The organism is Dyadobacter pollutisoli, from assembly GCF_026625565.1.
Lineage (GTDB): Bacteria > Bacteroidota > Bacteroidia > Cytophagales > Spirosomataceae > Dyadobacter > Dyadobacter pollutisoli.
This window is the reverse complement of sequence record NZ_CP112998.1, coordinates 2,849,624-2,875,579: the sequence shown is the minus strand read 5'-3', so window position 1 is coordinate 2,875,579 and position 25,956 is coordinate 2,849,624. Positions and strand designations below refer to the sequence as shown.

The following is a 25,956-nucleotide window of genomic DNA, read 5'->3' as shown; positions in this document are numbered from 1 at the left end:
GTTTACATTCAGTCAAAAACTCGATGGCCATAAGTAACTCAAAGAAGAAGAATGCGTTATGAACGTTGCAGGAAACCACAATTCTTTTTTAGATCCTGCAAAAGAAATCCCGGATTAATGATCGGATTGTTTCAAATGCGTCTTTTGAAGTTTCTCGACAATGCAGCCAGATGCCTCCTTGCAGAAATCCAGGCCGGAATAATCGGGATTATAGCCGCCAATGTACGGGACTGCCATGATGTAAATGCGTTCATTTTCAAGACCGTATTCATTGACAACCTGGAAATCGTCATTGATCGTGATGCCGGATACTTTTAAAAAGTAATCCCCATTTGAATTACATACAACCAGATCATTTCCTTCCTTCAATTCCTTTGCGCCAGCCTCATTATCCTTGAACCGAATGACCGCCTGGCTTACCGTCTTCTTGACGATCAGACTTTTGAACGGTAGGTCTTCGTAAGACAAATGAGGCTGTCCGACGCAGTTAATGTAAGTTTTGTAATTGATCGCATGCGCTTTGCCTTGCTCGTCGGTGTATTTGTAAACAATGCCGCCTTCTTTCTTCGGTACCACCGTGCTGTCGGGCCCGACGGGGACAATGTCGAGCCTGCCGGCGTCATTCAATGCGAATAATTCTTCACAGGGACTTTGCGGAACGAATGCGATCACGACCGATATGAGCGGCATAAGTACCTCTTTCAACCTGAGCATATCTTCCGCTGACAGATATTTGGCGGGGTAGTTCATCGTAAAGCTCAGTTCAGCGAGCATTTCTTTCCAATAAATAGATTTCCGCTCCTCGATCGATTTTTCCGCTTCCGCATATTCTTCCCTGAAAAGCTGAAATGGCTCTTTTCCTTCCCGCATATCCATCACCAGCTCCACGAAGCGTTCGATCTTCATGTTGCTGATCTTTTTGTGAAATTTCGGATCTTTTTTGCGGAAACCTTCTTTAAAGTTCTTTTCAAAAACATAGTCAAGAGAAAGAAAGCCGTTATTTTCTTCTCTGTTTTTCGCGATCTCTTCTTCGGTCAGCAGCGAGTCGCCTGAAAGTTGCGGTTCGTCGAGGTGGAAACGGATCGCTGGTAGCAATCCGTTCCTCGAATGCATGACGATCTTGAATTTTGGACTTTCTTTCGACGGTATAAAGATCAGTTTTCCTTCTTCATTCTTTTGAAAAGAGCCATTATTTCTTGCCAAAGTACGTATCGCGTCGATCGCGGTGAGCGACGAGCCTTTCATCGCGATCGTGTGATTGAATGTTTTTTGAAGCTTTGCTGGCGGGTAGGGAGAGTCGTAGTAGCCAGGGGTTTCTCCTTCGTGCTCCAAAGGCCAGTTGTGACCGGTACATATAATGACTGAGTCAAAGTCTTTGAATCCCTGTCCCTCCACTTCGACCTGAACCGTACCTAATTCCGGCCAGTCGATGATATCTGTTACATTGCTTCCGGGGTGAACCCTGGTGACTATACCGGACCTTTCGGCCTGTTCCTGCAAAAGCTTAAACTGTGCCGTCAGATATTGACCAAACAAAAGCCGTGGCAGCACGTGGTATTGGTTAAAAGCTTCACGATCGATCTGAAACTTACTAAGCGTTGTTTGCGGCACTGTTTCGATCCAATCCTCAATGGAATTAACAATCTCAGGTATTTCATTGTCCGAAACATTGGTAATGTGTTCAATGCAGGCCCCTTCTTCGCTGTACGGCATACCGGCGCCCAATTTCGTTTTTCTCTCGAAAATGTCAATTTCAAAATCGGTATCCGATTCAACCAATCGTTTATAGACAAACAATGCGGCTGGTCCGCCACCTAGCAAGGCAATTTTTCTTTTTTCTTTTTTGGAGGTCATAGTCTGACAGCACTTTTTATCACCATTACAAAAATCGCGCCGCTACATATCCGTATTTGTCCGGAAATGCAGCGACAGTACCAGTGCAGAAAACGTGTATTTCTTCAATCCAACGTTTTTGTGGGTATCATTTGTGATCAAAACATAGCGTGAAAATTGCTGATATGGTGCTAGTCTTGTATTTTTTTACCAAAAAAGCTGATACTACTAACTAATTAGTTTGCAAACTAATTAGTTAGTAGTATCTTTGTTTCAAGGGGTTGCTATTTACCAGTCTCACTATTACGTTTATGGAGATCCGTTCGCTTACCCGTGCCGAGGCTGAGATTATGAGGATTCTGTGGCAGCTGGAAAAGGCTTTTATTAAGGATATACTGATCCGCATGTCGGAGCCGAAGCCAGCTTATACTACGGTTTCTACATTCATCAGGATATTGGAAAAAAAGGAAATTGTCGCGCATAATACCTACGGGAATACGCATGAATATTACCCGCTGATCAGTGAGGAGGAGTACAGAAGGCACGAGGTGCAGCAGCTAATGGAAAATTACTTTGACAATTCGGTAGGTAACCTGGTTTCCTTTTTTGTGAAGGATAATTATCTGAAAGACAAGGATTTGGACGAGTTGATGGCATTTATTACCACTAATAAGGGCAAATAAAACGATTGGATTTTATGGAACAACTTCCCTACTGGGTCAAAGTGAACCTGTACTGGTTCCTGTTTTACGCTTGTTACTGGCTGCTTTTCAGGAAGCATACTTTTTTCCGATGGAACCGGGTTTATCTGGTCGCTACGCTCTGCCTGGCCATGATATTGCCGTCCATTGAATTTTCAGAACCGGTGAAAGTGCTGCCGGTAGTTGTGACGGAGAGAGTCTCCAATCCTGAAATGACCATTAGTCCTGAAATAATGGAGCCGGAATCCGGCTGGATAAACGCCATTCCGCTGATCTATCTGGCGGGTGTTTTGCTAATGTCATTTAAATTTCTGGAAGGATTGTATAAACTCAAACAACTGATCAGCAAAAGTGAATGCATTGATTTGGAGCAATTTACCCTCGTTCTGTTACCTGATGGCCCGGGTGTTGCGACAGGTTCATTTTCATTCTTTTCCTACCTGATCGTGAGCCGCAATGATTATGAGAATCATTTCCAAACCATTCTTGAACATGAAGAAGTACATATCAGGCAGTGGCACAGCGTTGACATTGTTTTGATTGAAATACTAAAAATAGTCTTCTGGTTTAATCCTGTACTGTGGATGTACAAGCTTGCGCTCCGGGAAATTCACGAGTATCTGGCTGATGAACAGGCTGCTAACCGGGACAGCTACGCCACTTTTTTGGTACTGTATGCAAGGAATGCGGCCATCAGATCTATCTCCAATCAGTTTTACAATTCCTCACTGCTGAAAGACCGTATCAAAATGATCTACAAAGGCCGTACTTCCCGCTGGCTCCGGGGCAAATACCTGCTCCTGATCCCATTTGTGACTGTTTTGGTCATGATCACGGCGGCACGCAAGCAGCGCATTGAGCACGAAAAAAAGCCAACCGCCACAGTAGCAACGGCTCAGAAGGCTGCCGGGAAAAAAGGGAAAATAATTGTTGCTAAGGAGTATACTGCGAAGGAAGTTACCGTTCGGGGCAAAAAGGCAAAGGCTTCGGGAAAGAGCGCAAGCAAGCGTGTTGCTTTGAAGGCAGTTGCCGGAAACGAAGAAGCTAAACCGGTAACAGAAAATTCGAAATCTGCTGATAAAGAGGAATTCCTGCAATTCAGTAACTGGAAGAACGCTCTCGCACCGCCTGATATATTCGAGAAAACTGGCGAAAGTAAGACATTTCAGAATTATGCAATGAACTACGCTGTGTCCAACTATTTGGATTTTCTAGCGCCCAAACTGACCGTCATTGAACCGCCGAAAATGAAGTTTCACAGAGCCGGATTTATTACCCGTCCCGCTGTTTTACGTGCTGTTGATATGAAGTTTAAAAGAATCGAATTATGAAGTACTGTTTGTTTTTGATTACCCTGTTGCTGCTTCAAACGCTGTCAACCTCAGAAAGCTATGGCCAGAATATCAAAATTGGCTATGTAGACATTGGTTATGTTTATGATAACCTGCCTGCCTACAAGGCTTTTATGAAAGAAATCGAAGCGACTTCCCTGCAATACCAGAACCTGCTGAATGAGAAAATGACGAGCTATCAGCAGAAACTCGAAAGCTATCAGAAAGCGGTGAAAGATGGCGTATCCGAACCCATTCAGAAAGACAAGGCCACCGAGCTGGAAAACCTCCAAAGGTCGATCCAGGAATTTCAGGCGAATGCGGAAAACGATGTAAAGACGCAGTATTCGAAGAAATTCGGGCCGATCCAGCAACGCGTCAGACAGGTGATCGAGAACCACGCGAAGGAACAGAGTTTTACCTGCATAGTCAGGCTGCATGAGGATGAGGCTGGCGGTGAATCGCGGCCATTCCTACTTTATGCGCATGACCAAAGTGGTGATGTGAGCGACGTGATCCTGTCGAAGTTGGGGGTAGCGGCCCCGACAGGGAAACCCAATCGCCCGGTTGGTATGCAAGTGAAGGTTAGAAAGTAAGAGACCCCGAGGCATCAGATCGGGACAGCTGATACTTTTTCAAGATTCAACAGTATTTTTTGACTCGCGAATGCTTGTGATAGTTTGAAATATAACCTCACCGCATCACATGATAAGATTTTCCTTTTTTGTCCTGCTTTTGACCCTCGTTGTTGTAAAATCCAATTCACAGAGTCTCAATACACTTTCCGCCGCTGAAAAGAAGGATGGCTGGAAGCTTTTGTTCGATGGAAAGGATTTTAAAGGCTGGCACGCTTATGGAGGCACGGGTGTTGGATCGGCCTGGATTATCGAACAGGGCGCTATCAAATTAAATGTTCCGGAAAGAGCGGGCAACAAGGCAAAGAATGGCGGCGACATTGTGATCGATGATGTGATCAATGGCGATTTTGAATTTAAGGCGGAATGGAAAGTGAGCAAGTATGCGAACAGTGGTATCTTTTTCTTCGTGAATGAAGCGCCTAAGTACAAAAATATGCACGACACTGGCCTGGAATTGCAGGTAATCGACGACAAGATCTACGAAGGCGCCAAGGAAAACACGCACCGCGCGAGCGATTTTTTCGGCGTTGCCAATGCGCGTCTGCGGGAGGGTAACCCCGAAGGTGAATGGAACAAGATCCATTTTATCATCAAAAAGAACAAGCTGACCGTGTACCAAAACGAATTTATGGTACAGGAACACGACCTGGCTGGCACGGACTGGAAACAAAAAATCGCCAACAGCGGATTGAAAGCGGCTCCTATCGGCAAAGGTTCTTACTCAGGAAGGATCGGCCTGCAGGACTGGGGCAGCACTGTGTGGTACCGCAACATTAAGCTCAGGAAATTGTAAGATCAGCCCCTATCTACCTCAAAAATCTGTTCTTAATAAATTGCTCTGCTGATTGTACCAGCAGGGCTTTTACTTTGTTGAAGTAGGGCTCGGCGATTTTGCTTGGTTTAATGTCCCAGCCCCGGTCGTAGTTGACAATGCAGGAGCCGATGAAGTTGCCGGTATTCTTCAGCACCTCGGGATCCCAGATAGCAACTTTGGATATTTTTCCCCTGTCGAGGCCTAATTTGGAAGGCAATTTCAGGATCAGCGCTGAAAATTCATATTTGTCGACAGTGCCCGAAACCCAGAAAGCCCCCTGCACATTGGCGTCGCCGGAATGGTCCCTGAACTCAGCCCGGATATCATTTTCCTTAGGAGGCGTGAAGTCCAGCTTTTGCTTTTGAAGATATTCGTCAATGGCTCTTTTGGCGTGCTCCATGGGGTCTGTCCCATCAAACTCGCTCAATTCAGTTAATCGCCTGCTTTGTAAATCGGTCAAGGCAACGTGTTTTCGGTACCTTTTCGGCGGTGTCATGGCTTTGTAATTTTGTGCTTAACTCAAAATTACAAAGCCTGAAAACGTATTCGATGGATAAAACTAAATTTTTAGAATCTAGGATAAAATTTAGAATTGTTCCTAATATAGATAGGAAATAAAAGAAAGCCCTTCGCAATCTGCAAAGGGCTTCTAACCTAAATGGTAACCTTTATTTATTTCACCTGCAGTTTTCCTACCTCGACGACCGCCAGCTTGAAGTCGTTTGTGTTATAGCCGTGATTGGTCACTACCACTACCAGATTGAATTCCCCGGCTTTGGGATAGGTGTAAGTACAGTACCAGCCTTCGCTCGACAGGGTGGTTTTAAGGCCTTTGGCACCTACCAAACCATAATCGGAATAGAGATCGCTTTTGACCAGCACCGGGTGGTTGAACATGTCAACGGAGTCGGCGAAGGTCGCGCCGCCGTCGGTACTGATCTTTTTCTTCATGATCTCCCGGGTTCCGCCCGGCCACACCGAACACATATCGGCATCGGTATCCACCACGATCTTCACCGATTTCCCTTTCACCGGCTGAGGTACCAGCGAGTCTTTTCCTTCGGCGGTAGTAATGTAGAATTTGACGCCGTTCAGCGATGGGGTCGCCACAATGTCTTCTTTAAGACAGGATGTGAACAGCATTCCCGCGAACATCCCAATGGTAATTTTGGAGAATATATTTTTCATTTTCGTCATTTCAATTAACATATTAATAACCTGGATTCTGAGGTAATGTCTGGTCTTTCTCAATTTCACCTACAGGAATGGGCAGTAGCAGCTGCTCTTCCGGGATCGGTCCTGATATGGCGATATTTGTATCATAGTCAATAGGTGTCATGATGGCTTTGGTGAGTACTTCCACGGCCTTTCCAGTTCGTACCAGGTCAAAGTACCGGTGTCCTTCAAATGCCAGCTCCATTCTTCTTTCATGCAGGATTGCGTCAATGTCGAGTTTGGCGGCTGTAATGGCGGGAACTTTTGCCCGTGCGCGGACCATGTTCACGTAGGTAACGGCTTCGTCCTTTTTACCCAAAACCATCAATGCTTCGGCATACATTAAAAGTGCGTCTGCGTAGCGGGTTATGACATAATTGTTGTCGGTACCAGTATTATTGTAAGGTTTCAGCTGTGCCGGGGCGGGGGAGTGTTTGATCACCCATGCCTGGATCGGGATCGTACTGGAGGCAATGTAGCCGGAGTCGATAGTGGTTTTGTAGCGAACTGTTTCTCCGGTATTTACAAACTCCCGCATCAGATTATGCTCGATCAAAAGGTTGGATGCACCGGCAACTCCCCAGATCAGCCCCACATCATTATTGACCCACCTGAAAAAGTAGCTGGGCTGGCCAGCAGCAATGTTGAAGTTCACCTCGAAAATGGATTCATTGTGAAATTTGTTTGTTGCCAAAAACACATCGCTGTAATTGGGTAAAAGTGAGTATGAACCTGCCTCATTATCCACAATCAGCTTTTTCAGCGCTTCCGCGGCTTTCGCATGGTTGTTCAAAGTCAGATATACCTTTCCCAGCATCGTCAATGCAGCACCTTTCGAAGCCCGGGCTTCCTCGCCTTTCAACTCTGATTTTTTTAAACAGTTGGCCGCCGCGAATTCCAGGTCTGGAACGATCAGTTTGCTGTAAACATCGGCTACCGGCGTTCTTCCGATGCCAAATGCTTTGGAAAGATCGGTGAACGGTTCCGAAACCAGCGGAACTGCACCGTAGATTCGCACCAGATTGAAATAGCCCAATGCACGCAGGAATGACGCTTCTGCTTTGTAAGCATTGATCGTCTTCTCTTCATCTGCATTTTTGGGCACATAAGCCGCCATGATCGCAATGAGTGTGTTGGCATTGGCAATCATCTTGAAATTGTTATTCCATATGCCTGCCTGCGAGTTTCCGTTGGTCTTCTTGAAGGTCTGCCAAACGTCCGTGCGGAAGCGGTCTTTTCCATCATCCGACATCAGTTCGGGAATGAGTGGAAGGTCATTTTGATTGTAAATGCTTTGCAGGACTTTGTAAATTCCTACAAGCCCGGTTTTCATCTCGGCCGGGTTACGGTAAAATGCTCCTGGCGAAAGTGTGTCCTCAGGCTGCCTGTCGAGAAAATCTTCCGAGCAGGAAACGAATAAAATCGCGGCTATAAAAACTAAAAATATATGCTTCATTTTGATGTCTGAGTTAGAAAGTTAAGTTCACACCGAACGAGATCGACCTGGACATGGGGTAGGAATCCCGGTTGATTCCCTGCGAGAGTGAATTGTCGCCTTGCGCATTAGCCTCAGGGTTGTATCCCGGGAACTTGGTGAAGTAAAACGCATTGATCGCCGTCGCATATAGCCTTACCCTAGCCAGGTTTAACTTGGCAACCAATTCCTGGGGCAGCGTATATCCCAGAGCAATGTTCTGGAAGTTTACGAAAGTTCCTTTGTACAAAAGCGATCCGCTGAGGTTGGTACCGTCATACGATTTGCGGCTTGGCGCGGTGTACTTGGCATCCGGATTGGTGGGTGTCCAATAGTTCTGATAGTAGTCAACCGTCGTGTTGTTTTGGCCGGTACCTCTTCCATAAATGCCTTCCATCTGACGCATCGAAATATCTCCGCCTTGCGTACCGTTAACCTGAACAGTGAGGTCTATGCCTTTATATTCGAACGAGTTGGTCAAACCCCAAACAAAATCAGGGATTGCCGAACCAATGATCGTGTTGTCGCTCGCATCGATGATCCCGTCGCCGTTCACGTCGGCCAGCTTGGGAGTTCCAGGACTGGATCTGAACCGCCAGCTAGGATTATTAGCATTCACGATCGGGGAGTTTTTTACATCTTCCCAGTCACGGTATGGCCCCAGGTAACTGGCCCCGTAAATTCCAGCAATGGGCCTTCCTTCCGTGGTATAGCCGTCATTATTCAGCAACGGGCGTTTGTCGGCTCCAATGTCCAGTACGCGGTTGCGATAATATGACAAGTTTGCGTTCGTCGTCCATTTTAGCGCGCCTACCAGATTGCGTGTGGTGATGGAATACTCAAAACCACGGTTACGCATTGCACCAATATTTGCCATGTAGTCACCGAAGCCGGTGATCACCGGAAGCGGCATTCTGAAAAGCATGTTTTGGGTATGACGGTAAAAATAATCGACACTGAGGGAGATGCGGCTGTTCAGTAATTCAGCATCAACTCCTGCGCCCCAGTCAGTCGTTTCTTCCCAGCCGAGGTTTGAATTCGCGATTTTGCCTTCGGTATAGGAAGGTGATACCGTTGAACCACTGCCGAGTACATAAGAAGATGAATTCAGTGTGCTCAAAGCCAGATAGTTACTGATTCCGGCGTTTCCAATAATACCCCAGCCTCCACGGATTTTCAGGTCGTTGATGAAGCGTTGAAATGGCTTGAAGAATGGCTCATCCGAAATACGCCAGGCCGTGGACACGGAGGGAAATACACCCCATTTCTTGTCAGCTCCAAATTTTGAGGAGCCGTCGCGACGGATACTTCCTGTCAGGTAATACTTTCCGGCAAAATTGTACATCACCCTTCCAAAACTTCCGATCATTGCCTCACTGTACCGGTTTGTCCTCGCGTCGGTTTGTGCATTCTGAACCGTGATCGCCTGATTTAATGTCGGGATAAGATCAGTTGGGTAATCGTATTTCATCATATAGGCATCCCGGTATTTCGATTCTTCGATAGAATAACCCGCAACCGCGCTCACCGAATGTTTCCCAAATTCACGCTGGAAAGTCAGGAAATTCTGAGAGTTCCAGTACAGCCTGTTGGTGGTCTCATTAATACCCTGCGATCTTGAAAAAGTGGCAGAAGCCGTCGGTACCGAGCTTGGATTGAAATAATCCCGTTCGCGATAGCGGTATTCAGTGTGGAATTCTGATCTGAATTTCAATCCTTTAATAATGTCGATCTCCGTGTAAAGTGTCGAGAGATTCTTGAAATTACGTCTAGCATCCTGTTTGCGGAACAAATGCAGCGGGTTCACGTAAAATGCAAAGTTCCAATCCCACGGGTCCAGTAATGTATTTCCATAAAATACAGGTTCGCCGTCAGCCGTTGTCGGATTCCAGATCGGAGGCATGGCTACCGCGTTGTAAAATGGGTTATTATTGCTGCCGCCCTCAATATTGGGAAGCACATTTGAATTTTCCAGGGTAGGGGCCAGTAACAAGCCGGCGCGAATGCGGTTGGTCAGTTTCAGGTCGATATTGGCACGGAACGAAATACGGTTGTAATCCGAATTCAGTACAATCCCTTTTTGACCAAAATAGCCACCCGAGATCATATAACTAACATTATCAGTACCACCTGATGCCGAAAGCTGTACGTCCGTGACGCTACCCGTACGGGTGATCAGGTCCTGCCAGTCGGTATCATAAGGCATTTTGTAAATGGTGTCCGTAACCGTGATCCAGCGGTGGAAAAGGTTGCCGGGAGCGGCCATCCCTGCTGCATTGCTGGAATATTTTTTCCAGTTTTCAATGCGTTTTTCAGGAGAATCCGTCCACTGCCATTGCGGCGCATCCAGGTTATTGGTGCCAAAATTGGGGTCTTCCACGATGTAGGCATTGGCGCGTGCATCGTCCAGGTATTTCAGGAAGTCGTCGCCATGCAGGACGTCTATTTTATTGATCATCCGGTCAAAACCCCGGCTCGCATTGATGCTCAATGTCGGTTTTCCTTTCTTTCCTTTTTTAGTGGTGATCAGAATAACACCATTGGCAGCCTGGGTTCCGTAGATCGCACTCGAAGAAGCGTCTTTCAGCACCTCTATCGATTCAATGTCGGCGACGTTGATACCATTCAATGGGTTTTCGTCCTTGCTAAAACCGTCTTTCAACGGAAAACCATCGATTACAATTAGTGGATTGTTACTTGCGTTGATAGAGCTCACGCCACGTATACGGATGCTCGTTCCGCCGCCCGGAGCTGTGTTTGAATTTGCAATTTTCACGCCCGCCATCTTGCCAGCCATCGCCGCGGCAAAGTTGGACATCGGTTTGTCTTTCAAATCCCGGCTGGAAACCGACGAGATAGCCGTCGAAACATCACGCTTTTTCTGCGTTCCGTAACCTACCACGACCACTTCTTCCAGCGCTTTGGTATCCACTTTCAATGCAACGTCCAGCACCGTCTGGTTCGATATCGCGATTTCCTGGTTGAGGTAGCCGACAAATGAATACACCAGTGATACATTCTCATCTGGCAGCGAAATGGAGTATTTTCCTTCCGTGTCCGTGATCGTACCTCTCTGGCTTCCTTTAACAATAATGCTGACACCCGGAAGTGGCTCAGCCTTATCGTCGGTGACTGTTCCGGTTAAGGTCCTTTCAGCCTCCACCTGACTTGCTTCGATGATTTCACCCTGCTGATTGGTTTTACGCAGGACGATGTGTTCTCCTGAAACTTCGTACCTGATTTTCAATGGACTGAGAAACCGGTCCAACAGATCTGAGAGCTGTTCTCCTGACGATTCCAGGGTGAAATTGTTATCAGGTTTGGTCAGGGTAGAGCGGTATGCAAATTTTACATTGGCTTTTTTTTCAATCGCTAGCAGGGTTTTGTCGAATGACTGGTTCCTGACGTGGATCTTGATTGGCCGGGTGAGCACGTTTTGCGCCTTCATCGTATGCGCGAGCGAAATTCCCGTACATATCACTGCTATGGTTAGCTGTAATAATGACCTTTTCATAAGCTGGTACAGAAAGGCTTGATTTAGTAATTTTTTGTTCATTAATTTAAACAGGTTTTGTGATTGGGAAATGCAAAACAATGGTCGCTGGTTGCTGCCAGTTACCTCGAAAATCCGGACCGGTAGTGTTGCTGCATTACCGGTTCAATTCTTTGAAAATGTGAAGTTTAAGGTTCGTGTTTTGTCATATATGGTTAAGGGTTTAGGTTTGAGTAGTCATTATTCGCTGCATCCGTCTCCGATAAATATCACCTGGCCGTCTATCATATTATACCTTGCCTCGACGACTTTACCGATCAATTCAAGCTTTTCAAAAAGCGATTCGTCGGAAAGTGACATATTCAAGCGGCAGTTTTTAAACTTTTCCTGGTCGTACACCACCTTAATGCCATAGATATCTTCCAACCCCTCAAAAATCTTTGAAATCGGGGTGTCGGTGTAGGTATACGTTTTGAGTTGTTCAACGGTAACCAGCACTTTCGGCTTCTCCACGACCATGCGGGTCAGCTGCAAGTCCTTTTTTCGGTACACAGCCTGCTGGTTGGGGGTTAATGTCAAGCCACCTGATTCGGGGTCGTCTTTTCCGGTCTCAGTGCTGTACACGCGCACCCGCCCGGAGGTGACCTCTACTTTTACCTCTTCGCCATTGGGATAGGCGGATACTTTGAATCGCGTGCCCAGTACCTTGGTGATCAGGCCATTGGCAAAGACAAAAAATGGTTTTTGGGCATTCTTGGTCACGCTGAAAAACGCTTCTCCCTGCAAATGCACTACCCGACGGTCGCTGCCATTCATTTCATAAGTGACACTGCTTTTTGGCGACAATGTGATCGTGCTGCTGTCGGGAAGGGTAATTACCTTACTCGTCACACCTTCATTTTCAGTATGAATTTCCGTTTTGCTGCCGGTCAATGGTTTTTGTGCAAATGGAATGGAAATGACGTCGGATCTGAACCATAACGCGAATCCGAGCAACAAAATGACTGAGGCGGCCACGGATAAATACATACGTTGCCTGCCGATCGGTAGCGTTCTGCGACGCGGGTATTGGTCCAAAATAGCCTGCCGTCCTTTTTCAATTTCAGAGTCAGGAACCTCGGGATAGAATGTAGAAAAAGCATTCACAAGGTGAACTGCCTGGTCCATAAGAGGAGACTGATCGGGGTATGCGGTTCTGACGGACTCCCAAAATCCGTTACTTTCAGCGTCGGGATATTTTACCCAATGGATGAAATGCTCGTCCTGTATAAAATCGCGAAGGGTATAATTAGCGTATTGATCCATTGTTTGATAAGACTATATATTGACAGATACGAAGTCTTAAAAAACGTACTCAGTAAAATCACAAAAAATATTAAAATAATTCGATCAGTGATTTTTTGATATGATTTTAAATGGATTTTTTGATAATCACAGGGAAAGTTAGGCCGAAAAGCAAAATACCAATGTGAGTAATGAAACAGGGAAGAACGGAAGTTCAGAGCGTAATTGCTGCATAGCCCTGTTTTGCAGGTTTCGCACAGACTGCTGATTAATATTCATGATCCGGCCAATTTCTTCGGCTGAAAAATCATGGTAATAACGTAATTGAATGGCCTCCTGCTGGCGTACAGGCAATTTTTGAAGTGCCTCGTGTAACATCGAAAGCTGAATGCGGTTGCTTTCATCGGAGATCCAGCTGGTTTCAATGTCTTTCTCACTCGGAAACCATTGATCCGAAAGATCGCCGTCGTCACTGAACACAAACCGGTTCGTTTCCGAAGAGCGGATCAGCTTGTTTCGCAGCGACCGGTAAAGATAGAAGCGGGGAGAGGTTACCTGTTCCAGATCGTGGCGTTTGTTCCAAAGATGCAGAAAAAGGTCCTGAACACTGTCCTGAACGAGTTCATGATCGGTCGAGATCCGGTAGCCATATCTGAACAAATCACGGGCAAAGTAGCTGTACAGCTTTTCGAAAGCGTGAGCATTGCCTTTGCACATTTCATTCCAATGTTCCTGTTCTTCTAACCTCATTACCTGTCCGACCTGTTATTTTGCGGGAATTGATAAATCCTTCAAACAATAAATGTAATAATTTAAAGATTGGAATACGAGTACGATCCACTTTATTCGTCATTACTATTAAAGTTATTTTTTGTGCGATTTCCTGTCAATCCAGATCTGTAAAACAATCAAAGTAGGGAAATGACAAGGTCGGCTTTTACTCAATGATCAATCAATCAGCCATGCCAGAAGCGAAAAACGAAGAGATATCACGAAGAGATTTTATTGGCCGTACGGGCGCAGGAGCCGTGTTGGCAATGAATTGGCCGGATGTAGCCGGAGACATTATCCCTACCAAAAAAGCGATGAAAAAGATCAAGATCAGCCAGGTGAGCTCCAACTTCGAAAGGGAGCCGCTAAACCCATACCGGTTCAAAGGAAGCGCCATTACCGACAGCTGGCAGGCGGTTTCAATGCTGGAATCGGAGTCGGGGATACGTAAGGTAGGGCTTGCGACACAGGGTGTGCTCTGGTCTGATTCAACGGTATTTGCGGCACATTCGGAAAGCGCGGGCAATGCTCTGATGTACGCGATGAGCGAGCGGGCGCTGCAAATGATCAAAGGGACTTCGTTTACAAGTCCGGTGCAGCTATTGGACGACCTGCTGCCTGAGGTACTGGCTTATGGCAAGAAAATTACATCCAATCCCGACCTGAGGAAAACCTTTGCATTGAATGCATTGGTATCCGTCGATAATGCAGCCTGGCTGCTCTTTGCCCAGGAAAATAACATTACAAAGTTCGACGATCTGATCCCGGAAGCATACCGCCCCGGCTTATCCTATCGGCACGAAAAAGTGGCAAGCATTCCTTCGTTCGCCGTAGGCACGGCCCCCGACCGGATCAAGCAGGCAGCCGATGAAGGGTATTTTATCATGAAATTGAAGACCGGGTCGGCTGGTACGCAGCAGGAAATGATCGAAAAGGACATTGCATTTCTGACAGCCGTGCACAAGGCGGTCGGACATTATGAAACACCTTATACCAAAAACGGCAAGATACCTTACTACTTTGATCCGAATGGCCGTTATGAGAAAAAGGAAACATTGCTGCGGTTTATAGACCACGCCAAAAAGATAGGCGCATTGGACCAGATCGCTGTGATAGAAGAACCATTTGCAGAAAGCAATGAAACTTTTGTGGGCGATTTGGGAGTATGCATCGCCGCCGACGAAAGTGCGCATACGGTCGAAGATGCAGCGCACCGCATTGAGCTTGGTTACTCGGCAATTGTCGTCAAAGCGATTGCCAAAACCATGAGTATGACCATGAAAATAACCCAAATGGCTTATGAAAAGAAGATACCATGCTTTTGCGCCGACCTGACGGTAAACCCGATATTGGTGGATTGGAACAAGAATGTCGCCGCGCGTTTGCAGCCTTTTCCAGGCATGAGCGTGGGGTTGCAGGAGACCAATGGACATCAATACTACAAAAACTGGGAACGGCTGATGAGCTACCATCCCAAAGCTTCGGGTACCTGGATTCGGACGCAAAAAGGCGTTTACCCTACTGATGCATCGTTTTATGCGGAGAGCGGCGGGATACTGGCACCTTCGCAGCATTATATGGATATGTTTAATGGGTAGGGGTATTATACCATTAGTGCCTTATTCGTGCATTCGTGGCAACAAAAAATATCCGCCACGAATGCACGAATGAACACGAATAATAATCCCCTATATTTGCCACGCGAATTTCAATATTAATACGATGTTAACATATTACCACAAAACCGGCCAAAAATGGTCTTGGAGAGGCATACGGGTGAAAGTTCCGGGGCCGGATCATGATAACATCGTGATGAAGTTCGCAGTGACCTCTCCATTTTTCTACACTTCAATCCATTTAAAATGCGAACACCAAATGGTCCGAATGTTGACTCGAATGCAGATTCAGTCAACAAAACGATTAATACACTTCACGTATCGAACATCAATGTATCATTAACCCAATCCCAATCCGACTTCCTGAATCTTGTCCAGGGTCAGGGCTATCTGGAACTGTCCAGATCACTTAAAATGATACACGATCTTGCTTTGTACCACTTGGACATTTCCTTTAATGGAGTCGAGAAATCTGCTCTTTTTGATTTGAAATTGCTTTGGGAGGGTTTTGAACGAATGGAGGAAAATGCTTAGAATTTATGGAGGACTGTCGTTCGGCAGTCTTCTTTTTTGTCACTGTCAAGTAACGTAGCTCAGTGAAGAAAAAACCTTACCCAGGACGAGCATACCAAAATCATAGCAACCTAAGGCTTCAGCCTTAGGACCGCCAGCGGATGCAAAATCGGCTTTAGCCATAAGCATGTAGCTCGTTTTGCGGCGTCTGTGATCTTCCAGTGTGCTGCATGATCTTTGGCTAAGGCCCGGCATTCTGCGCTTTCTAATTCCAAGGCTGAAGCCTTGGGTTAATAATTGTGTGATGCTTATTTTTGGCTTTACTTTTGGTCTGATCATTTATTCGACAAAAAACAAACGAGATGAGCAATATTCTGATGACCGGCGGCACTGGTAACCTGGGCAAATCGGTGGTTGAAACACTGTCCGCGGCTGGATACCATCTTCACCTTTCCGTGCGGGAAATAAATGAACCGGGAACCGACAAAATATCTTATTATCAGACAGATCTGGAAAGCCCCGGACAATCGGAGAATTTGGTAAAATCGGTATTGGACACGGAAAATGATATTCTGGCAGGGGTTTTTCTGGCCGGGGGCTTTGTTCCGGGCGGACTGGAAAAGACAGGTTGGGACGATATTTCGAAAATGATATCCCTCAATTTTGCTACTGCTTTCAACACGGCACAATCACTCCTTGCTCATTTCCGGCAAAAGGGAGCTGGAAAACTCATTTTTGTTGGTGCCAAAGCAGCAATGGACAGCGGCAGCGCTATTAACAATGTGGCTTATTCGTTATCCAAACAGCTGCTCTTTAATTTTTCGGAAATGGTGAATGAAAGTGAAAACAAAAACGGCATTACTTCTCATATTTTACTTCCCGGAACGCTGGATACGGCATTAAACCGGGGATTTATGCCCGACGCAGATTTCTCCAAATGGACCAGCACAATTGCCATTGCGGAAACAATCAGCGACATTATTGGGGGCCAGGAAATTAGAAGCGTAATATCTTTCTGATTCCGAGGTACGACAAGTTTCGTTCCAAAACGAACAAATATTGTCCGCTAGCGAACATTTATGGAACAGAATTGACGCTTAAATGATTGATTTTGAATTAATTGAAATCCTGGCAGGCTATTTGAGCTGGCTAATGTGAACTTCCACCTTAGCCATAGCCGACGATGTTAGAAAACTATTTCAAAATCGCTTTCAGGAACTTGCTGAGAAACAAAGGATTCTCTGCCATTAACATTTCCGGGCTTGCCGTTGGTATGGCGAGTTCCCTGCTCATTTTGTTATGGATTTACAATGAAGTGAATTATGACAAGTTTCATTCCAAGAAGGATTACCTCTATCATGCATGGAACCGGGGTGTTTTTGATGGCAAACTGCAATGCTGGGATAATACCCCCAAGATCCTCGGGCCCACATTAAAAGAGGAATATCCTGAGGTTGCCAATATCTCCCGCCAGTCGTCCCGCTGGTTTGTCACCAAGGCTGGTGAGAAGAAACTGTCTACTGAGGCGCTCATTACTGATGCTGCGTTTCTTCAAATGTTTGATTGTCCAATGATGCAGGGCGATCCGAAAACTGCATTGACTGGCGCGAATTCCATCATTGTGACGGAGAAAATGGCGATGAAAATGTTTGATACGAAAGACGCATTGAACAAGGTAATCACCATCGACAGAGACAATTTTACGGTCACAGGGGTGTTGAAAGACCTTCCTACCAATACTGTTTTCCATTTTGACTACATTCTCCCCTGGCAATATTTGAAGAGAATTGGTGAGGATGATGATAGCTGGGGTAACAATTCAGTAAAAACATTTGTCCAACTGAAACCCAACGCGAATCCGGAAACATTGGCAGGGAAAATCAAAGACATCACTATCCGGCATTCTAATAAAGAAGAGGAACATGAAGTTTTTCTACATCCGATCAGCAAATGGCACCTTTATTCCAATTTTGAGAATGGGAAAATCTCGGGCGGCAGGATAGCGATCGTTCGGTTATTCGGGATCATTGCGGCCTTTATTTTACTGATCGCCTGCATTAATTTCATGAACCTGAGCACAGCCCGTAGTGAAAAACGTGCGAAGGAAGTGGGTATCAGAAAAACGGCCGGGGCAAATAAAGGATTGCTCATGGGGCAGTTTATCGGCGAGTCGATCCTGATATCCCTGATCGCCGGAGTAATGGCTTTGCTTCTTGTAGCCGCGACATTGCCTGCTTTCAACACGCTCATCGCGAAAGAACTTGCATTTCCATACGATAGCGGTTATTTCTGGATCGCCACTTTGCTTTTTGTGGTTTTTACCGGCATCATAGCAGGTAGCTATCCAGCCTTTTTTCTATCCTCTTTCCAACCCATCGCCATTTTAAAGGGAACATTCAAAAGAACAAATGCAGCCTTGAACCCACGAAAAGTGCTGGTGGTTTTACAATTCAGTTTCGCCATTACACTCATCATTTCCACACTGATGGTGGCACAGCAAATACGCTACGCACAGGATCGGGATGCGGGATACGACCGGGGGCAGGTGGTGTACCACTGGCTCACAGGAGACATTGATAAAAATTACAGGCAGATCAAAAGCGAGCTGATCAATGCAGGTATAGCGTCTTCCGTAACAAAAACGGCTTCACCACTCAGCTTCGGTTCAAGTGATACGTGGGGTGTTGAATGGCAGGGAAAGAACAAGGCCGAAAAAATAGATTTTGACAGGTTCAGTGAAGATGAGGGGCTTGTGAAAACCGCCAGACTTCAATTAATAGCAGGCCGCGACATGGATCTCAGCAAGTATCCGTCAGATTCCAGCGCGATGATTCTCAATGAGTCTGCCGCAAAAGTAATGGGCTTCGAAGATCCGATCGGGCAGATCGTGAAAGACGGGGATAAGGCCTATCAGGTGGTCGGCGTTATCAAAGATTTTCTGATTGGTTCGCCCTACGATCATGCCAAGCCAATGATCATTGAAGGCGCGCAAAGTTATTTCAATGTTATTCATATGAAGCTTAATGCTGCAAAACCGACTGCGGAGAGCGTGAAAGCAACAGAAGCAATTTTTAAAAAATACAATCCAGACTATCCTTTTGAATACCATTTTGTAGATGCAGATTACACTTTGAAATTCGATGATACACAAAAGATCGCAACACTAACGGGCTTATTTGCAGGCCTTACTATATTCATCTCTTGTCTTGGACTGTTCGGGCTGGCTGCCTATATGGCCGAAAACCGGATTAAGGAAATCGGGGTACGGAAGGTACTGGGCGCATCCGTGATGAGCATTACTACTTTGCTTTCGAAGGAGTTCCTGATACTTGTTTTGATAGCCATCTTGATCGCAAGTCCAGTCGCCTGGCTGGCTATGGATACCTGGTTGAACGACTTTTCTTACCGCATCAGCATGCAATGGTGGGTGTTCGCGCTGTCAGGCGCAATGGCCGTGATCGTGTCTTTGCTTACAGTGAGTTATCAGGCAGTGAGGGCGGCTTTGCTTGATCCTGTTAAGAGTTTGCGGAGCGAGTAGTGTGTGTGGCCATTGCCACACACACACACCATAGCCCAGGGTTTAAACCCTGGGCTAATCGCGTATCGCCGGTTCGTGTTTTTACAATTTTTCTTCTGCGTCAGCCTTATTTTTGCTTCCTTAGAGTTGCCGAAAAAGCAACAACTTCTTCTTGTCTGAATGGATGGACGGAGTATTCATCAAACTAAAAATAACAACACCATGAGAAAGATTATTTTAAACCTGGCTGTCACATTGGATGGTTTTATTGAAGGCCCGAATGGCGAGACAGACTGGTGCACAATGGACGATCCTTCCACAGCAGAGTCAACTTTTGAATCACATTTTGAGCAGTTTCTGGCAAGAATCGATACTATATTTTACGGGCGCATCAGTTATGATCTCTGGGGCAATTATGACCCTGGAAATGATGCGTCATTGCCTGAAAAGAAACTATGGAGCGGTGTTCACAGTAAAAGAAATATGTTTTCTCGAAAAGCCCGAATGTAGCGGATGAAAGGGCAACTTATATTAGTGAAAATATCACAGAGCACGTTCGGGAAATTAAAAACCAGCCGGGCAAAGACATCTGGCTTTATGGCGGGGCGAGTTTAACTACGAGCTTTATTAACCTCGGCTTAGTCGACAATTACCTCCTCGCGGTTTACCCGATCATTCTCGGTGCAGGCAAGCCTCTCTTTTCAGATATCCAAGACAGGACGCAACTATCTCTTACTAAAATAGAGACTTCGAAGTCTGGTGTTATTTTGCTGGATTATGATCGTAAGTAAACGGAATAGTCGTTTTTTTATCGATTGAAACAAAGTACAAAACGCCCGTTTTGTACTTTGTTTTGTTTTAAGGCCACCGTGCCGATGAATTGCAACATGCTTTCCTAAACCTAAAACTGATGTTCGAAGAAAAACCACTGAATAGAGAAAATCCTGAAAACGGTGCGCCCGATCATCAGGAAGACCGGCGGTTTTTCCTAAAACAGTCGGTCGCTCTTGCTGGCCTTACATTCGCGCCGATCGCTTTTTCGCAAGCCTGTGACGATGATGAAGTGCCGGTCGGGAATGCCGAAAAAGTGAAACTCACGCTGACTGTCAATGGTACCAAAAAACGTCTGACCATTGATCCGAGAGTAACCCTGCTGGATTTGCTTCGGGAAAAATCCGGGCTGACCGGCACCAAAAAGGGCTGTGATTTTGGTCAATGTGGCGCTTGTACAGTCCATGTCGACGGCCAGCGCGTCCTTTCCTGTTTGACGTTCGCGGTGATGCAGCACGGCAGGAAAGTCACTACCATTGAGGGCCTGGCGAATGGCGAGCAGTTGCATCCGATGCAGGAGGCATTTATCAAACATGACGGATTTCAATGCGGGTACTGCACACCCGGCCAAATCATGTCGGCAGTTAGCTGCATTCGAGAAGGCTGCGCAAATTCCGAGATTGAAATTCAAGAGTATATGAGCGGAAATCTATGCCGCTGCGGTGCCTATCCTAACATTGTCAATGCGATTATGGAGGTTAAAACCAATGGTCAGAAAGTATGAAGCCATTCCAATACCTCCGCCCGACCAAACTCAATGAAGCCATTGACGCAGTGGCTTCCGACCCAAACGCCCGCTTTATAGCAGGCGGTACCAACCTGGTCGACCTCATGAAAAGGGGCATTGTAGCTCCTGAGAAGCTAGTCGATATCAATCATTTGCCTCTCAAAAAAATCGAACAAAAAGACGGAATGCTGCGAATCGGTGCGCTGACATTGAACAGCGACGTAGCGCAACATAAACTGGTGATCGCAAAACATCCGCTGCTGGCGCAGGCACTGAATGCCGGGGCATCCGGGCAGCTGCGCAATATGGCGACGGTGGGAGGTAATATCCTGCAACAGACTCGCTGTACCTACTTTTACGATACGGCACTTCCTTGCAACAAACGTAAACCCGAAACCGGTTGCAGCGCGTTGGAAGGCATTAATAGAAACCACGCCATTTTCGGTATCGGTGAAAAAGCCGATCAAAAATCATGTATAGCAGTGCATCCGAGTGATATGTGTGTGGCCTTGCTGGCTTTGGACGCTACTGTGTTAGTCATGGGGCCAGGTGGCGAAAGGCGCATCAAATTCGCCGATTTTCACAGGTTACCAGGTGACCGGCCTGATTTGAATACGAACCTGGAAAAGGACGAACTGATCGTCGCGGTAGAGATACCGGATGCGCCATTTACCAAACATATACATTACCTGAAAGTACGCGACCGGGCTTCCTACGCATTTGCGCTGGTGTCGGTGGCTGCGGCATTGGAGATTGACCAAAACCGGATCAAAAACGTGCGGCTGACAATGGGCGGCGTGGCTCACAAACCCTGGCGAATGTATGAAGCTGAGAAGATATTAGCAGGTCAAACCCTTTCAGAAACTGTTTTCCGGCAAGCCGCTGAGGTGGCCATGGCCGGAGCCATTTCGAATGAACACAATGCATATAAGTTGAAACTGGCACCGAATGCAATGGTCGAAGCATTGAAAATCGCCGCGCAAATTTCGTAACATCATGGCAAAAACATTACCTGACCCGGCAGTAGCCGACATTTCGCTTGATCGCGTCGATGGTCGCACCAAAGTCACCGGTGCTGCGACATATTCAGCAGAATATCAGATTGAAAACCTCGCCCACGCCGTGTTGGTAACCAGTACCATTGCCAAAGGTAGAATTCTAAGTATTGACACAAAACAAGCGGAGGCTGCACCGGGCGTTTTGGCGGTGATCAGCCATTTGAATTCACCCGGTATTCCCGGTTATGGTCAGGCCAAAAAACCTGCTGAGCGAGCGCCGGTAGGCACTTCATTCCGGGTATTTCATGATGAATTGATCTATTTTGACGGTCAGCCGGTGGCGATGGTCGTGGCCGGTTCGTTTGAGCAGGCCAGGTATGCAGCGTCATTGATTCAGGTAAAATACCAGTCTGAAACGCACCAAACTGATTTTAGTGCGAATCTTGCCAAAGCGGTGGTGCCATTGAATGTACAGAGAAACAAGAACTCGCCTTTCCAGGACTACAATCGGGGAGACGCCCGGGCAATTGAAACTGCCGAAGTGAAAATAGAGGCAGCCTATACCATTCCCACCCAGCACCATCAGCCATTGGAACCGCACGCGATTATTGCAGTATGGGAAGCGACCGACAAGCTGACGGTTTACGATAAAAATCAAGGTGTAAAATCCACGCAAGGCAATCTGGCGCAGGCTTTCAAATTACCGCGTGAAAATGTAAAAGTTATTTCCAGGTTTATCGGAGGCGCTTTTGGCTCGGGTATCCGGGTTTGGCCGCATACAACAGCTGCCGTGCTGGCTGCCAAAATGTTAAACCGGCCCGTGAAACTGGTACTGGGCCGCGAACTGATGTTTACGTCTGTCGGTTACCGGCCTTACACCGTTCAGAAAGTGGCAATAGGCGCTGGAAAGGATGGTTTGTTAAAATCCATTGTACATGAAGGAACCGGCCAAACGTCGGTATACGAGGAACATCTCGAACGTACGATACTTGCGTCGCGTGCTATGTACGCTTGCCCGAATGTAGCCACGCGCTACCGCCTGCTCAGCCTGGACGTGAACACGCCCACGTGGATGCGTGGCCCGGGCGACGCTACGGGTATGTTCGCGCTGGAATCGGCATTGGACGAAATGGCTTTTGCATTGAATGTGGATCAATTGGAATTCCGGATCAAAAATCATGCGGATTCGGATCCCGAGCGAAATTTGCAATGGTCGGAAAAGACATTGAAGGAATGTTACCAACTAGGCGCTGAGAAATTTGGCTGGGACAAAAGGCAGCTCCAACCGCGCTCTATGCAGTCGAATGGCATGCTGGTGGGTTATGGAATGGCTTCGAGTTTGTATGGTTTTCATCGTCATCCTTCTCTTGCCAAGGCCATTATGCTGGGCAATGGCTCGGTTATTGTTCAGAGTGCTACGATGGATATTGGCCCCGGTACCGGCACGGCTATGACGCAGATTGCCAGTAAAATACTGGGTATTAGCCCCAAAAAAGTACGGTTTGATCTGGGTGATTCCAGCCTGCCCGACGCACCAGGGCAGAATGGTTCTTCCACCATTCCGAGTGTCGGATCCGCAGTACATGTGGCTTGCGAATCATTGAAAAAGAAACTGAGCGAACTGGCTGCTGCGATCCCAGGCTCTGCGCCTGACATTGCTTACGCTGACATTTTGAAGTTTCACAAACTGCCTCAGATAGAGGTGACCGAGGAGTCGAAATCGGGGCCGGAGCGTGATCAATATTCAATGTATTCTTTTGGGTGCCATTTTGTGGAAGTACACGTGAGTCCTGTTACGGGCGAGGTACGCGTCAAGCGCGTGGTTACGTGCGCGGATGTGGGGAAGATCATCAATTATAAAACGGCGCGCAGCCAGTCGATTGGCGGCGTGGTCGGCGGAATTGGCATGGCGCTGATGGAGGAATCGGTGATGGACCATCGCTACGGACGATATACTACGACCGATTTTGCGAGTTACCACATCCCAGTTCACGCCGATATTCCGCAGATTGATGTCCATTATATTGACAAACCCGACGTTTATGTCAATCCGATCGGCTCAAAAGGGTTGGGAGAAATTGCGATTGTAGGTGTGGCGGCTGCGGTTGCTAATGCCGTGTTTCATGCCACGGGTAAAAGGATCAGAGAGTTACCGATCACGCCTGACAAACTAATCTGAGCATTTTCAGTATTTGTTTACAATAGCTTAATAGTGGTTGAGGCGCGGAATGGGCGGGTTGACATACATTTGTGGTTTTCCTGTAATCCACAATGATGCGTATCCGATGAAATCGATTTTCTATTTTACACTTTTCACCCTTTTTTCTTTTTTTACAAAAGGACAAAATTCCAACACTTATACCACGACCAATGCTCATTCTCACAACGACTATGAGCAAAATATCCCCTTCTTTTCGGCTTACTATCAGCATTTCGGGTCGGTTGAAGCCGATGTGATATTGAGAAATGATACCCTTTTTGTGGCGCATCAGGAGTCGGATATGCATGGCGACCGGACATTGGAAAGCCTGTATCTGGATCCGCTAACAGCGATGATCAAAAAGAATAATGGACAGCTTTTTAAAGATGGTAATCAATCCATTCAACTGCTGATTGACCTGAAAACATCCAGTGCGCTAACCATGCCTGTTTTGGTAAAAGCATTGCAACGTTATGAATCCATTTTAGCGCCCAAAGGACCTGTTAAAGTAGTTTTGAGTGGTAACACGCCGTCTCCCGCAGACTTTGAAAAGTTTCCGGCGTATGTTTATTACGATGGTAGGCCGGAAGTTCAATACACACCCTCGCAACTGGAAAGGGTTGGGCTGATCAGTCAGTCATTTTATAAGTACACCCGCTGGAATGGTAAAGGAGTGCTTATTGAAAAAGACAAAGAGGCAATTGAAAGTGTGATCAATCAGGCGCATAGCCTAGGAAAGAAAATCCGTTTCTGGGCCACGCCGGACCACGTCAACACCTGGAAAATGCTCATGAACCTGGGCATTGACTTTATCAATACAGACCATGTGGAGGAACTCGGTACTTATTTACGCAACCGCACCAACGCAGAGTATCTTTCCAAAGAACAATACACGCCTTATCAGCCGACTTACCGCAATAATGATAGCAGGACGGCAGTAAAAAACGTGATTCTGTTGATCGGTGACGGAATGGGACTGACACAGATCTATTCGGGCATTACCGCCAACCGTGGAAACCTGAATCTGACAAAGATGCTGAACATTGGTTTTTCAAAAACCAGCGCGTCCGACAGCTACATTACCGATTCTGCTGCCGGAGCAACTGCGATGGCGACAGGGAAAAAAACGAGGAACCGGGCCATTGGCGTGGACAGTAATTTTGTGGCGCTACCCAATCTTCCTGATCAGTTGAAAACCTACGGTATCCAGTCGGGATTGATTTCGGCAGGAAGCATGACCGATGCCACGCCAGCGGCTTTTTACGCGCATCAGCCTTACCGTGATTTGGAAGACGAAATTGCGCGTGATTACCTGCGTTCATCGGTCAAAATTCTCATTGGCGGTGGTACCGAGCGTTTTATAAAAGGAAAAGTAGCAGATTCGCTGAGGTTGAAAGGAGTTCAGTTTTCGGAGAAATGGGACGACCTTAAAAGTATGAAGGCACCATTTGTGCTTTTGGACAACTCTAAAATCGTATCGGTTCAAAAGGGCAGAGGGGAGTTTTTGATTCCAGCTTTGCAAAAAACACATCAATCGCTTGCCCAAAGTAAGGCTGGCAGCTTTATTATGGCCGAAGGAGCGCAGATCGATTACGGCGGACATGCGAACATTGTTTCTTATGTGGTAACTGAAATGCTGGATTTTGACAAACTGGTGGGAGAGGCAATGCGCCTGGCTGATGCGGACGGCCAGACATTAGTCATCGTCACAGCCGACCACGAAACCGGCGGTCTTACATTACTGGACGGAAATATAAAACAGGGCTATGTAGACGGACATTTCAGTACCAATGATCATACCGCTGTGATGGTACCGGTATTTGCCTACGGTCCTCATTCTCTGGATTTTCGCGGCGTGTATGAGAATACGGAGATCTATTCGAAGATACTTAATGTGTTTAAGAAATATAGCAGGAGGTAAAGTTACATGCCTACGGCATTTTGATGTATACTTCAATTTTTATTTTCTACCGCGGCGGCCGCCAATGTTACGTCCCTAT

General features: G+C 46.6%; 21 protein-coding genes. 14 read left to right on the top strand and 7 right to left on the bottom strand.

The window, feature by feature from the left end; all coding sequences use genetic code 11:
- Positions 1-114 precede the first annotated feature (114 nt).
- Positions 115-1,854: an FAD/NAD(P)-binding protein gene (locus ON006_RS11920; RefSeq protein WP_244820012.1), complete on the bottom strand. Its 1,740-nt coding sequence runs from the start codon at positions 1,852-1,854 to the stop codon at positions 115-117.
- A gap of 290 nt (positions 1,855-2,144) precedes the next feature.
- On the opposite strand from ON006_RS11920, the gene ON006_RS11915 reads away from it, so the two are divergent.
- The 4 genes from ON006_RS11915 to ON006_RS11900 all read left to right on the top strand — a co-directional run bounded on the left by ON006_RS11915 (position 2,145) and on the right by ON006_RS11900 (position 5,296).
- On the top strand, positions 2,145-2,516 hold the full coding sequence (locus ON006_RS11915; RefSeq protein ID WP_244820011.1) for a BlaI/MecI/CopY family transcriptional regulator: 372 nt from the start codon (positions 2,145-2,147) through the stop codon (positions 2,514-2,516).
- A gap of 14 nt (positions 2,517-2,530) precedes the next feature.
- Entirely contained in the window at positions 2,531-3,865 is a 1,335-nt protein-coding gene (locus ON006_RS11910; RefSeq protein WP_244820010.1) for a M56 family metallopeptidase, read from the top strand.
- The gene (locus ON006_RS11905) at positions 3,862-4,461 is read left to right on the top strand and encodes an OmpH/Skp family outer membrane protein (RefSeq protein WP_244820009.1); all 600 of its coding nucleotides are present in this window, start codon (positions 3,862-3,864) and stop codon (positions 4,459-4,461) included. The genes ON006_RS11910 and ON006_RS11905 overlap by 4 nt, the downstream gene beginning before the upstream one ends.
- A 109-nt stretch (positions 4,462-4,570) precedes the next feature.
- Positions 4,571-5,296, top strand: coding sequence for a 3-keto-disaccharide hydrolase (locus tag ON006_RS11900; RefSeq protein ID WP_244820008.1), 726 nt, complete (start codon positions 4,571-4,573; stop codon positions 5,294-5,296).
- A 13-nt stretch (positions 5,297-5,309) separates the two neighbouring features.
- Here ON006_RS11900 and ON006_RS11895 read toward each other — a convergent pair whose 3' ends face one another.
- The 6 genes from ON006_RS11895 to ON006_RS11870 all read right to left on the bottom strand — a co-directional run bounded on the left by ON006_RS11895 (position 5,310) and on the right by ON006_RS11870 (position 13,533).
- The gene (locus ON006_RS11895; RefSeq protein WP_244820007.1) at positions 5,310-5,813 is read right to left on the bottom strand and encodes a DUF7678 domain-containing protein; all 504 of its coding nucleotides are present in this window, start codon (positions 5,811-5,813) and stop codon (positions 5,310-5,312) included.
- Positions 5,814-5,989: 176 nt separating this feature from the next.
- A complete protein-coding gene (locus ON006_RS11890) occupies positions 5,990-6,505 on the bottom strand; it encodes a hypothetical protein (RefSeq protein WP_267609980.1) in 516 nt (171 codons plus the stop codon).
- Positions 6,506-6,527: 22 nt separating this feature from the next.
- Positions 6,528-7,988, bottom strand: a complete 1,461-nt coding sequence (locus tag ON006_RS11885; protein WP_244820005.1) for a RagB/SusD family nutrient uptake outer membrane protein — start codon at positions 7,986-7,988, stop codon at positions 6,528-6,530.
- Positions 7,989-8,001: 13 nt separating this feature from the next.
- Complete coding sequence (locus tag ON006_RS11880; RefSeq protein ID WP_244820004.1) at positions 8,002-11,520, bottom strand: SusC/RagA family TonB-linked outer membrane protein; 3,519 nt, start codon at positions 11,518-11,520, stop codon at positions 8,002-8,004.
- A 219-nt stretch (positions 11,521-11,739) separates the two neighbouring features.
- Positions 11,740-12,804: a FecR family protein gene (locus ON006_RS11875; RefSeq protein WP_244820003.1), complete on the bottom strand. Its 1,065-nt coding sequence runs from the start codon at positions 12,802-12,804 to the stop codon at positions 11,740-11,742.
- A gap of 138 nt (positions 12,805-12,942) precedes the next feature.
- Positions 12,943-13,533 (bottom strand): RNA polymerase sigma factor, encoded by a 591-nt coding sequence (locus ON006_RS11870; protein ID WP_244820002.1) that lies wholly within the window; start codon positions 13,531-13,533, stop codon positions 12,943-12,945.
- Positions 13,534-13,745: 212 nt separating this feature from the next.
- On the opposite strand from ON006_RS11870, the gene ON006_RS11865 reads away from it, so the two are divergent.
- The 10 genes from ON006_RS11865 to ON006_RS11820 all read left to right on the top strand — a co-directional run bounded on the left by ON006_RS11865 (position 13,746) and on the right by ON006_RS11820 (position 25,877).
- Complete coding sequence (locus ON006_RS11865) at positions 13,746-15,152, top strand: mandelate racemase/muconate lactonizing enzyme family protein (RefSeq protein WP_267609979.1); 1,407 nt, start codon at positions 13,746-13,748, stop codon at positions 15,150-15,152.
- A 264-nt stretch (positions 15,153-15,416) separates the two neighbouring features.
- Positions 15,417-15,704, top strand: coding sequence for a hypothetical protein (locus tag ON006_RS11860; RefSeq protein WP_244820001.1), 288 nt, complete (start codon positions 15,417-15,419; stop codon positions 15,702-15,704).
- A gap of 341 nt (positions 15,705-16,045) precedes the next feature.
- The gene (locus ON006_RS11855) at positions 16,046-16,702 is read left to right on the top strand and encodes an SDR family NAD(P)-dependent oxidoreductase (protein WP_244820000.1); all 657 of its coding nucleotides are present in this window, start codon (positions 16,046-16,048) and stop codon (positions 16,700-16,702) included.
- Positions 16,703-16,866: 164 nt separating this feature from the next.
- Entirely contained in the window at positions 16,867-19,221 is a 2,355-nt protein-coding gene (locus tag ON006_RS11850; RefSeq protein WP_244819999.1) for an ABC transporter permease, read from the top strand.
- A 201-nt stretch (positions 19,222-19,422) separates the two neighbouring features.
- On the top strand, positions 19,423-19,710 hold the full coding sequence (locus tag ON006_RS11845; protein WP_244819998.1) for a dihydrofolate reductase family protein: 288 nt from the start codon (positions 19,423-19,425) through the stop codon (positions 19,708-19,710).
- Positions 19,711-19,730: 20 nt separating this feature from the next.
- Positions 19,731-19,991, top strand: a complete 261-nt coding sequence (locus ON006_RS11840) for a dihydrofolate reductase family protein (protein ID WP_310590196.1) — start codon at positions 19,731-19,733, stop codon at positions 19,989-19,991.
- A 119-nt stretch (positions 19,992-20,110) separates the two neighbouring features.
- On the top strand, positions 20,111-20,755 hold the full coding sequence (locus ON006_RS11835) for a (2Fe-2S)-binding protein (RefSeq protein ID WP_244819997.1): 645 nt from the start codon (positions 20,111-20,113) through the stop codon (positions 20,753-20,755).
- Entirely contained in the window at positions 20,752-21,750 is a 999-nt protein-coding gene (locus tag ON006_RS11830; protein ID WP_244819996.1) for an FAD binding domain-containing protein, read from the top strand. Before ON006_RS11835 ends, ON006_RS11830 begins: the two co-directional genes overlap by 4 nt.
- 4 nt (positions 21,751-21,754) lie before the next feature.
- A complete protein-coding gene (locus ON006_RS11825; RefSeq protein WP_244819995.1) occupies positions 21,755-23,935 on the top strand; it encodes a xanthine dehydrogenase family protein molybdopterin-binding subunit in 2,181 nt (726 codons plus the stop codon).
- A 106-nt stretch (positions 23,936-24,041) separates the two neighbouring features.
- Positions 24,042-25,877: an alkaline phosphatase gene (locus ON006_RS11820; protein ID WP_244819994.1), complete on the top strand. Its 1,836-nt coding sequence runs from the start codon at positions 24,042-24,044 to the stop codon at positions 25,875-25,877.
- Positions 25,878-25,956 lie beyond the last annotated feature (79 nt).

What these genes read in the sequence shown, in the direction of transcription:
- ON006_RS11885 (WP_244820005.1), bottom strand. Translation starts at nt 7,988, where the DNA reads ATGAAGCATATATTTTTAGTTTTTATAGCCGCGATTTTATTCGTTTCC.
- ON006_RS11920 (WP_244820012.1), bottom strand. Translation starts at nt 1,854, where the DNA reads ATGACCTCCAAAAAAGAAAAAAGAAAAATTGCCTTGCTAGGTGGCGGA.
- ON006_RS11900 (WP_244820008.1), top strand. Translation starts at nt 4,571, where the DNA reads ATGATAAGATTTTCCTTTTTTGTCCTGCTTTTGACCCTCGTTGTTGTA.
- ON006_RS11850 (WP_244819999.1), top strand. Translation starts at nt 16,867, where the DNA reads ATGTTAGAAAACTATTTCAAAATCGCTTTCAGGAACTTGCTGAGAAAC.
- ON006_RS11855 (WP_244820000.1), top strand. Translation starts at nt 16,046, where the DNA reads ATGAGCAATATTCTGATGACCGGCGGCACTGGTAACCTGGGCAAATCG.
- ON006_RS11910 (WP_244820010.1), top strand. Translation starts at nt 2,531, where the DNA reads ATGGAACAACTTCCCTACTGGGTCAAAGTGAACCTGTACTGGTTCCTG.
- ON006_RS11895 (WP_244820007.1), bottom strand. Translation starts at nt 5,813, where the DNA reads ATGACACCGCCGAAAAGGTACCGAAAACACGTTGCCTTGACCGATTTA.
- ON006_RS11830 (WP_244819996.1), top strand. Translation starts at nt 20,752, where the DNA reads ATGAAGCCATTCCAATACCTCCGCCCGACCAAACTCAATGAAGCCATT.
- ON006_RS11845 (WP_244819998.1), top strand. Translation starts at nt 19,423, where the DNA reads ATGAGAAAGATTATTTTAAACCTGGCTGTCACATTGGATGGTTTTATT.
- ON006_RS11915 (WP_244820011.1), top strand. Translation starts at nt 2,145, where the DNA reads ATGGAGATCCGTTCGCTTACCCGTGCCGAGGCTGAGATTATGAGGATT.
- ON006_RS11865 (WP_267609979.1), top strand. Translation starts at nt 13,746, where the DNA reads ATGCCAGAAGCGAAAAACGAAGAGATATCACGAAGAGATTTTATTGGC.
- ON006_RS11890 (WP_267609980.1), bottom strand. Translation starts at nt 6,505, where the DNA reads ATGAAAAATATATTCTCCAAAATTACCATTGGGATGTTCGCGGGAATG.
- ON006_RS11825 (WP_244819995.1), top strand. Translation starts at nt 21,755, where the DNA reads ATGGCAAAAACATTACCTGACCCGGCAGTAGCCGACATTTCGCTTGAT.
- ON006_RS11875 (WP_244820003.1), bottom strand. Translation starts at nt 12,804, where the DNA reads ATGGATCAATACGCTAATTATACCCTTCGCGATTTTATACAGGACGAG.
- ON006_RS11870 (WP_244820002.1), bottom strand. Translation starts at nt 13,533, where the DNA reads ATGAGGTTAGAAGAACAGGAACATTGGAATGAAATGTGCAAAGGCAAT.
- ON006_RS11905 (WP_244820009.1), top strand. Translation starts at nt 3,862, where the DNA reads ATGAAGTACTGTTTGTTTTTGATTACCCTGTTGCTGCTTCAAACGCTG.
- ON006_RS11860 (WP_244820001.1), top strand. Translation starts at nt 15,417, where the DNA reads ATGCGAACACCAAATGGTCCGAATGTTGACTCGAATGCAGATTCAGTC.
- ON006_RS11880 (WP_244820004.1), bottom strand. Translation starts at nt 11,520, where the DNA reads ATGAAAAGGTCATTATTACAGCTAACCATAGCAGTGATATGTACGGGA.
- ON006_RS11820 (WP_244819994.1), top strand. Translation starts at nt 24,042, where the DNA reads ATGAAATCGATTTTCTATTTTACACTTTTCACCCTTTTTTCTTTTTTT.
- ON006_RS11835 (WP_244819997.1), top strand. Translation starts at nt 20,111, where the DNA reads ATGTTCGAAGAAAAACCACTGAATAGAGAAAATCCTGAAAACGGTGCG.